General features: G+C 72.4%; 10 protein-coding genes and 2 pseudogenes. 7 read left to right on the top strand and 5 right to left on the bottom strand.

What is annotated here, in order from left to right; genetic code table 11:
- Positions 1–86: 86 nt before the first annotated feature.
- From JNW87_RS30925 to JNW87_RS30915, 3 genes and pseudogenes are all read left to right on the top strand, one after another.
- Positions 87–638 (top strand): annotated as a pseudogene (locus JNW87_RS30925) (MurR/RpiR family transcriptional regulator); the annotation flags it as partial.
- Complete coding sequence (gene murQ, locus JNW87_RS30920; protein ID WP_238454881.1) at positions 635–1,696, top strand: N-acetylmuramic acid 6-phosphate etherase; 1,062 nt, start codon at positions 635–637, stop codon at positions 1,694–1,696. The pseudogene JNW87_RS30925 and the gene murQ, both read left to right, overlap by 4 nt.
- A gap of 345 nt (positions 1,697–2,041) precedes the next feature.
- On the top strand, positions 2,042–3,031 hold the full coding sequence (locus JNW87_RS30915; RefSeq protein WP_238454882.1) for an RNA polymerase sigma factor RpoD/SigA: 990 nt from the start codon (positions 2,042–2,044) through the stop codon (positions 3,029–3,031).
- Positions 3,032–3,117: 86 nt separating this feature from the next.
- On the opposite strand, the pseudogene JNW87_RS30910 reads toward JNW87_RS30915, so the two are convergent.
- Positions 3,118–4,085 (bottom strand): annotated as a pseudogene (locus JNW87_RS30910) (NlpC/P60 family protein).
- A gap of 503 nt (positions 4,086–4,588) precedes the next feature.
- On the opposite strand from JNW87_RS30910, the gene JNW87_RS30905 reads away from it, so the two are divergent.
- Positions 4,589–5,116, top strand: a complete 528-nt coding sequence (locus JNW87_RS30905) for a DUF6232 family protein (protein ID WP_109804927.1) — start codon at positions 4,589–4,591, stop codon at positions 5,114–5,116.
- A gap of 55 nt (positions 5,117–5,171) precedes the next feature.
- Here JNW87_RS30905 and JNW87_RS30900 read toward each other — a convergent pair whose 3' ends face one another.
- Both JNW87_RS30900 and JNW87_RS30895 read right to left on the bottom strand, forming a co-directional pair.
- Complete coding sequence (locus tag JNW87_RS30900; RefSeq protein WP_109804926.1) at positions 5,172–5,498, bottom strand: DUF3817 domain-containing protein; 327 nt, start codon at positions 5,496–5,498, stop codon at positions 5,172–5,174.
- A gap of 25 nt (positions 5,499–5,523) precedes the next feature.
- The gene (locus JNW87_RS30895) at positions 5,524–5,934 is read right to left on the bottom strand and encodes a hypothetical protein (protein ID WP_201749943.1); all 411 of its coding nucleotides are present in this window, start codon (positions 5,932–5,934) and stop codon (positions 5,524–5,526) included.
- Between the two features lie 121 nt (positions 5,935–6,055).
- Here JNW87_RS30895 and JNW87_RS30890 point away from each other — a divergent pair, with 121 nt between their 5' ends.
- Genes JNW87_RS30890 through JNW87_RS30880 form a run of 3 tightly spaced genes read left to right on the top strand, consistent with a single transcriptional unit; the run spans position 6,056 to position 7,268 of the window.
- Positions 6,056–6,370 (top strand): DUF6158 family protein, encoded by a 315-nt coding sequence (locus tag JNW87_RS30890; RefSeq protein ID WP_109804924.1) that lies wholly within the window; start codon positions 6,056–6,058, stop codon positions 6,368–6,370.
- Positions 6,370–6,699, top strand: coding sequence for a hypothetical protein (locus JNW87_RS30885; protein ID WP_109804923.1), 330 nt, complete (start codon positions 6,370–6,372; stop codon positions 6,697–6,699). Before JNW87_RS30890 ends, JNW87_RS30885 begins: the two co-directional genes overlap by 1 nt.
- 29 nt (positions 6,700–6,728) lie before the next feature.
- Positions 6,729–7,268 carry a DUF1360 domain-containing protein gene (locus tag JNW87_RS30880; RefSeq protein WP_109804922.1) on the top strand — a complete coding sequence of 180 codons (540 nt, stop codon included), beginning with the start codon at positions 6,729–6,731 and terminating at the stop codon, positions 7,266–7,268.
- Positions 7,269–7,319: 51 nt separating this feature from the next.
- Here JNW87_RS30880 and JNW87_RS30875 read toward each other — a convergent pair whose 3' ends face one another.
- Together JNW87_RS30875 and JNW87_RS30870 are read right to left on the bottom strand one after the other, a co-directional pair.
- Positions 7,320–7,529, bottom strand: coding sequence for a hypothetical protein (locus JNW87_RS30875; RefSeq protein ID WP_109804933.1), 210 nt, complete (start codon positions 7,527–7,529; stop codon positions 7,320–7,322).
- A 101-nt stretch (positions 7,530–7,630) separates the two neighbouring features.
- Positions 7,631–7,864, bottom strand: a complete 234-nt coding sequence (locus JNW87_RS30870; RefSeq protein ID WP_255544558.1) for a hypothetical protein — start codon at positions 7,862–7,864, stop codon at positions 7,631–7,633.
- Positions 7,865–8,230: the final 366 nt, after the last annotated feature.

The raw sequence follows: 8,230 nt of genomic DNA, 5'->3' as shown, positions 1-8,230 counted from the left end.
AGACGCCAGCACGGCGACGGCGTAGACGGCGAACACCACCGTGGTGGTGATCGGCGAGAAGTGCCAGCGCGCCTGGTAGATCCCGTAGAGGGGGGTCGGAAACCGCCGAACAGCTCGACCCGGCCATCTGCGAGCAGGTCGTCGAGGCGATCGGCGGAGCCGGCCGGATCGACGTGTACGGCGCCGGCGCCAGCGGCTTCGTCGCCTCCGACTTCCAGCAGAAGCTGCACCGCATCGGCCGGACCGCCTTCTACTTCCCCGACGTGCACACCGCCCTCACCTCGGCGGCCCTGCTCGGCCGGGGCGACGTCGCGGTCGGCATCTCGCACACCGGCACCACCTCCGATGTGATCGAGGTGCTGGAGCAGGCGCGGGCGCGGGGCGCCACCACGGTGGCCCTGACCAACTTCCCCCGGTCACCGATCACCGAGGTGGCCGACTTCGTGCTCACCACCGCGGCCCGGGAGACCACCTACCGCTCCGGCGCCATGGCCAGTCGACTGGCCCAGCTCACCGTGGTCGACTGCCTCTTCGTCGGGGTGGCGGCGCGCAACCGGGCCCGAGCGAAGAAGGCCCTGGAGGCGACCGCGGAGGCGGTCAAGTCGCACCGGGTGGGCGCGACGCGGAGGCGCGGATGACCGCCGGCCGGGTGGAGCGCGACGAGTTGTCCGCGGTCCGGCCGGTGGTGCGCGTCGGCGCACCGACCGAGCGGCGCAACCCGCACAGCGTCGACCTCGACCTGATGTCGACCCGGGACGTGCTCACCGTCATCAACGACGCGGACCGCCGGGTCCCGGCCGCGGTGGCCGCCGTCCTCGACAAGATCGCGGAGACCGTCGACCTGGCGGTCGCGGCGCTGCGCGGCGGGCACCGGGTGCACTACTTCGGCGCCGGCACCTCCGGGCGGCTGGGCGTCCTGGACGCGGCCGAGCTGGCCCCCACCTTCAACTCGCCGCAGCACTGGTTCTGCTCCCACCTGGCCGGCGGCCCGGACGCGATGTGGCGTGCCGTCGAGGACGCCGAGGACGACGACCGGGCCGGCGCCGCCGAGGCCGCCGAGTGCGTACGCCCCGGCGACCTGGTGGTCGGACTTGCCGCCAGCGGGCGCACCCCGTACGTCCTCGGGGCGCTCGCCGCGTCCCGGGCGCAGGGGGCCGGGACCGTGCTGCTCTGCGCCAATCCGGAGGCCGAGGCCGCCTCGTCGGTGGACGTCTTCATCGGCGTGGACACCGGACCGGAGGTCGTCACCGGGTCGACCCGGATGAAGGCGGGCACCGCGCAGAAGTTGGTGCTCAACACGTTCTCCACCGCCGTGATGGTGCGACTCGGCCGGGTCTACTCCAACCTGATGATCGACATGGTGGCCACCAACGCCAAACTCCGCGGCCGGATGATCTCGATCCTGATGGAGGCCACCGGCTGCGCCGAGGAGGTCTGCCGGCGGGCGCTGCACGAGGCCGACGGCGACCTGAAGACCGCCCTCGTCTCCCTCGTCTCCGGCGCCGAGGTCTCCGCCGCCCGGGCCGCCCTGGCCCGCTCCGCCGACCAGGTCCGCCGGCGCGCTGGCCCTGCTCGCCTCCTGACCCGGCCCGCGCCCCGCCCCCGGCCCACCCGGCCCGCTCCCGGTGCGACGCGCGTCACGCCGCGTTCCGGGACGTCTTTCGCGCTGCGGATTGTTCATCGAGGGGTGGGGTAATCCTCACCCGTGATTGAACCGACCGGTCCACCGACGCGTGTCCGGCAGTGACCAGGATCGCATCAAGGCGGTGACGCGGGTCGCTGTGTTCATGGAATTCGCAATGGTGCGATTTCGTGGATGCACGACGATTCCGCTGATCCGTCGCTTCGTTCCCGGAGCGGCGACCGAGCCGATCGACCGGGTCCTGACAGCAAACATGGACCGGGCTCTCAGCTACTACTCAGGCATTCGTGACACTTTCGACTCACGACATGGAATCCCCGACACGTCTCATCTGTTGTGTAGGTGGTCAGCGCCGGTGGGCACAGCGGAAGTTACGGGGGAGGGCTGATGGACGTGGGGATGGCAAGGAACCGGGCAACCGGCGCGAGCGAGGGGACCGTGGGCACCGTGGACAAGAACATCGGCATGCGAACCGACGAGGTTGCCGAGGAGCGCGACCTGGTCGGCGTCTACCTGCACGAGATCTCCCGTACGCCGCTGCTGGACGCCGCCAAGGAGGTCGACCTCTCGAAGGCGATCGAGGCCGGCCTCTACGCCGAGCACCTGATCGGGGAGGACCGCGTACCGGACGGTGTCGACCGGGAGGACCTGGAGCGGCTGGTCGTCGACGGTGAGCGGGCGAAGGACCTCTTCATCCGCGCGAACCTGCGACTGGTCGTGTCGATCGCCCGACGCTACGTGCGGTCCGGGATGCCCATGCTGGATCTGATCCAGGAGGGCAACACCGGTCTGGTCCGGGCGGTCGAGAAGTTCGACTACGAGCGCGGCTACAAGTTCTCCACCTACGCCACCTGGTGGATCCGCCAGGCGATCAGCCGGGCGATCGCCCAGCAGGAGCGCACCGTGCGGCTGCCCGTGCACCTGGTGGAGGACGTCAACCGGATGCGCAACGTGGCCCGGCAGCTCACCCGCGAGCTGGGCAGCGACCCGGAGCCGGAGCAGATCGCGGCCGCCCTCGGCGTCACCGTCGAGCGGGTCAACGAGCTGCGCCGCTGGTCGCAGGACACCGTCTCGCTGGACACCCCGGTCGGCGACGACGGCGACACCAACCTCGGCGACCTGGTCGCCGACAGTGACGCCCCGTCGCCGGAGGACATCGTCCTCAGCGGCCTGGAGCGGCAGCGGATCGAGGGGCTGCTCAACCACCTCGACGACCGGTCGGCCGGCATCATGCGGGCCCGGTACGGCCTCGAGGACGGTCGCGAGCACTCGCTGACCGAGGTGGCGTCGCGCTTCTCGCTCTCCCGGGAGCGGATCCGCCAGCTGGAGATCCAGGCCCTCGGCCGGCTCCGTGAGCTGGCTCGGGCCGAGGGGCTGCAGGCGGCCTGACCTGGTAGTAATGGACAACACGAACGGCCGGCGTCCGATAGGGGGATGCCGGCCGTTCGCCGTCTCGTAAGTCGGTGCGCGTCGGGTCAGCGCACCCGACCGTATCCCTGGATGGGCATCATGTTCATGTCCCGCTTGAGGACGTTGCGGCCCGCGCTCGGCGCGTCGATCACCTGGCCGCCGCCGACGTAGAGGGAGACGTGGCCCAATCCCTCGTAGAAGATCAGGTCGCCGGGTTGCAGTGAGCTGCGGCTGATGCGCGAGGTGGCGTCCCACTGCATCGCCGCGTTGTGCGGCAGCGACTTCCCGGCCGCCCGCCACGAGGCCAGCGTCAGCCCGGAGCAGTCGTACCCGTCGGGGCCGTCGGCCCCCCAGACGTACGGCTTGCCGATCGCCCCGTACGCGTATCGCACCGCCACCCCGGCCGAGCCGGAGATCGCCGGCGCGCTCCCCGCAGAGGTCGATCTGGTAGGCGCCTCGGTGGCCCGCCCGTACGCCTGCCGGCGCAGCTCGTAGAGGCGGTCCAGGTCGGCCTGGATCTTCTTCTTGCCCGCGGCGAGCTGCTTCGCCTGGGCGGCCTCCCGGGCCAGCGTGGCGTCCAGTCGGGTCTTCTCGTCGATCAGCTTGCGTTGGTTGGCGGTGAAGCCGGCGATGGTCGCCTGGTGCTGCCGGGTCAACTGGTCCAGCGTGCCCAGCCGGTCCGGCAGCGAGCTGACCGAGCCCCGGTCCAGCAGGGCCTGGGCCGTCCGCAGCCCACCGGTCTTGTACGCGGTGACGGCGATCTCGCCGACGTCGGCGCGGCTCCGCTCGGCCCGCGCCTGCAACGGGCCGATCCTGGCCTGCAGGCCGGCCGCGGTGGCCTTGTTGGCCTTGATCTCCTCGTTGAGCTTGTTGTAGGACTCGACGATTCGCTCCAGCTCAGTCGAGGACTTCTCGATCTGCTTCGTCAGCTCGGCGGGGGTGGCTCGGCCCGAGCCACCGACGCCGGGGCGATGAGCGCGGCCGAGAGGCCGGCGACCGCCAACGAGCGCAGCAGGATCCGTAAGGACGACAAGAGCGGAAGGCTCCTCTCCCACGGTCGCCGGGCCGGCGTTGCGTCCGGACGACACCGGCCCGGGGCCATCCGGGTGGATGGCGGTCGACCGGTCCGGCCCGGACAACCTAACCCGGGACGGGAGTCACCCGCAGTTGAAGCAGGGGCGAATGTTGGCAAAGTGTCAGGAAGTACTGCTGGGTCGGGTTACGCTTCGTGACCGCTTCGCCCGCCAGCCGTCGCCATCCCGTACCGGTCCGCGTGCTCCGGGCGGTTCGGGTGATTCGTCGTTCTGGGCGGATGTCGTCAGGGGCCGCTCCGCAAAATCCTGACAAAGACCGAAATGGATCCTGTTTGTCGGCATGCGCCGCCCGCCGTGGCGCCCCGAGGACGCGGAAAACAGCAGGTCCGGGTGGCGCGGCCGCAACACAATGAAGCGCGGAGCCGGGAATCCCGTCGGACGGCATCGGCACAGCTCACCGGCGGCGAAAGACAGCCCGGCGCGCCAGCCCTGGGAGGACGCCGTGCAGACCGATGGCTCCGCCACCCACCCGCCCCGCTCGCCCAAGCCGACGGGCGTCACCCCGACCCTGCTCTACGCGCGACCCGGCATCGTCGTCACCGGCGAGCGCTTCACCGTCGGCCGGAACAGCTGGCCGATCGCCGAACTGACCCAGCTCCGGACCAGTCGCGGCCCGCACGACCGGCTCGCCGTCCGCGCCGTCGTCGTCACCGCGGCCATGATCGGCGGCGTCGGGGTGCTGCTCGGCTTCACCGGCGGGCTGCAGCGGCTCACCGCCGGGGCGTACCTGACGTTGGGGACCGTCGGCCTGCTGCCGCTGGCGCTGGTGCTGCTCGGCGACCGCTGGCGGCCGCCCGCGTACGAGCTGTGGGGCCGACACCGCGGCACCGAGGTGCTGCTGTTCAGCAGCGACGACGAGCGGCAGTTCGGCCAGGTGACCCGGGCGCTGCAACGGGCCCGCGAGGGCGCCCGCCACGGCGGGTGGAGCGATCCGCTCGCCGCCGCCGACCCGTGGCGGCCGAACCGCTGACCGCCACGCCCGAACCGCTGACCGCCGGGCCGGCCGCCGACCCCCGGCCCGGTGGTCAGCCGGCGACCGGCTCCGGCGTCCGGGGCCGCTCGGCGGTCAGCCAGCGGCTGACCCGGCGCTCCGCGTAGAACGAGACGAACGGCACCGTGCCGGCGAGCATCACCAGCAGCATTCGCTTCAGCGGCCAGTCGGCCCGGCGGGACAGGTCGAACGTGGCGGCCAGATAGAGCATGTACAGCCAGCCGTGCGCGGTGCCGACCACCGCCACCACGGTCGGGTTGTCGAAGCCGTACTTCAGCGGCATGCCGATCAGGACCAGCACCGCCAGCGCCACGCCCACGATCCAGGCGATCACGCGGTACCGGGTAAGGGCTCCGCCCACCGTCGTCCGTCCTTCCACGCCGGCCTCAGCCGGGATAGTCACCGGGCCGCGCGCCCGGGTTGGCGTTCAACCATGACAGGTAGTGGTTGTACTCGGCGAGGTCGTCGTCGGCCCCCTCGGCGGGCACCGGCACCCGGCTCACCCGCACCGGCCGGCGTACCCCCGGGGTGGCCGCGGCCGGGTCGGAGCCGGCGGTCGCCGGCGGCGCGGTCGGCCGGTCGGCGTCGGTGCCCCGCAGCGTGTGCCGCACCTCACGCCACCAGAGGAAGACCACGAAGCCGGCGAAGACCGGCCACTCGATCGCGTACCCGAAGCTGAGCGTGTTGCCCGAGGCGGCCCGGGTGACCTGCCACCAGCCCAGGCCGAGAAAGCCCACGGCCAGCACGACCATGGCCACGTGGCGGGCGATCCACGCCGGTGTCCAGAGCCGCTTCATGCCCCCGAGCGTACCGGGGCCACCCGCCCTCTCCGACGCGGTGTCGTAGTCGGTGGGGTTTGGTGGCATCCCGGCTGGGCATCCGTCTAGACGCCAGCCCGAACGAGACGAGGGGGCGACGATGACCGAATCAGTACGCCGGACCGGTGACGCCAGCCCGGAGCAGCGGCTGCCGGAGTGGGACGGCGACCACGTCAGGAACGCGGCGACCGCCGACGTCGACGGCGAGTTGCTCGGGGTGGACCCCTCCGAGCTGGGCGATGAGGACCTGATCCGGGAGATGCAGAGCCTGCACCGCACCCGGCTGGACACCCTGCGGCACGCGGCCGACTCCGCCCTCGCCCACCACCTGCGCCGCACGGCGGAGCTGGAGACCGAGTACCTCGCCCGGCACCCGGGCCGCGAGGTCGACCCGAGCCGGCTGCGGGACGTCTGATGGGGGCGCACGTCGAACGGGGCATGTCCGCGCCGCCCGAGGTGGTCTTCAACACGGCCATCGACCCGGACCGTGCCGCCGCCTGGCTGCCCGAGCCGCTGCGGCAGGACGGCGACCGGCGGCCGGAGGTGATCAGCATCGAGCAGATGCGGGCCCGGTGGTGCAGCGACTCCGCGCCCGGCTGGTCGGCCGAGATCCAGGTGGAGGCGGCCGACGCCGGCGGCGCCCGGGTCCGGCTGGACCTGGCCGGCGGGGACACCGACGGGCTGGCCGACGAGACCCTGACCAACCTCGCCCGCGAGGTGGCCGACAACCTGACCGCCGGCTGAGCTGGGCGATGACGAACCGAGGAGACCGGGTGACCACCAGCGGTCTGAAGCAGAAGGTGAGGCGGCTGCGCCAGGCGTACGCGCCGCACGAGCACCGGCCGCTGGGCGGGTACCTGGTGGCGATGGGCACCTACGGGGCCGTCACCGCGGCCCTGGCCGGCGTCGTCCGGGCGACCGGGCGGCCGGTGCCGGAGCGACCCGCCCCCGCCGACGTGGTGCTGCTCTCGATCGCCACCCACAAGCTCAGCCGGCTGCTCGCCAAGGACGCGGTCACCAGCCCGGTGCGGGCCCCGTTCACCCGCTACGACCACCCGATCGGCAGCGGCGAGGTGATGGAGCAGGTCCGCGACCAGGGCAGCCCCACCCGGCACGCCATCGGCGAGCTGCTGAGCTGCCCGTTCTGCCTGGCGGTGTGGGTGGCCACCGCGCTCACCGGCGGACTCGTGCTGGCCCCCCGGCTTACCCGGCTGGTGGCCACCGCGCTGACCGCCGTGGCCGCCTCCGACTTCCTCCAGATGGGGTACGCGGTCGCCCAGCAGGCGGCCGAGGGCGGTCACGACGAGAAGTGACGTACGACGAAAGGGGCCGGCGTCGGTGCCGGCCCCTTTCGCTCGTCCCGATCAGGTGGGGGTGGTCCCGTGGTCCTCGCCGGCCCAGCCGCGTGCCGCCTCCGGCTCCCGCTCGTCCTCGTCCGCGCCGGTGATGATCTCGTCATCCACCGCGGTGTCCTGGTGCTCGCCCGAGAAGTCGGGATCCGTGTCCGGATCCGGTCCCTTCGGCGGCTGGCCGAGCGCCTCGATGTGCTCGTGCCCCGCGTCGCGGTCGGTCATCGCACTGTCCTCTCCGTCGTCCGGGTCCTCGGCGCGGTTCCGGCGGCGTCCGGGCCGCAGCACACTGTCCGGCGCCGTACCGGTCCGTCGCCGGCCGGTCCTCACGCCACGGTGCCGCCGAGCAGGTCGGCCGCCTCGTCGACCGAGTACTCGCCCTGTGGAAGAGCGGCGATCCGGGAGAGCAGCTCCGCCGGGAGTTCCGCGGCGACCGCCCGGCGGTAGATGACCGCCTGAGTGATCCGCTCCTGACCGTGGTAGATGTCGTCGAGCAGTTCGTCGACCTGCCGGGTGTCCGGCTGGTCCGTCACGGGTGCGTCATCGGTCACGCCGATCAGCTACCCGGGCCCGAATCGGTCAAACGTCCCCGGTCGTGGCGCCGGGGGCGGGGTGACGGCGGACACGGCCCGGCCCGGAACACCGGGGCTGGTCGGGTCGTTGTGCAGAGCGTCGGTGTGCCCAGTGTCCCCGGGCCTCACCTAAATTGCCTTCGCGGAATACCGTTCGGCTGGAGCCGCGTCGTGCCACTCGCCGAGAGGCGACCTGCACACCGACACCCAGCGCCGCCCCGGCCCCGCGGCCGGGGGCGCGCTGTCGTACCCCACCCCGTTGCGTTGATCATGAAGTTGTTGCCGCGACCCGCCGTGCCGGCCGGCAACACGGGGCCGTCCGGCGGGGGTTGGGTGGGGTGGTCAGGCGGGGGT

Origin of the sequence: Micromonospora sp. ATA51, from assembly GCF_016802855.1 — a bacterium.
In the GTDB taxonomy this organism is placed as follows: domain Bacteria; phylum Actinomycetota; class Actinomycetes; order Mycobacteriales; family Micromonosporaceae; genus Micromonospora; species Micromonospora sicca.
Note: the sequence above shows the minus strand (reverse complement) of the source record. Positions and strands in the feature narration are given on the sequence as shown.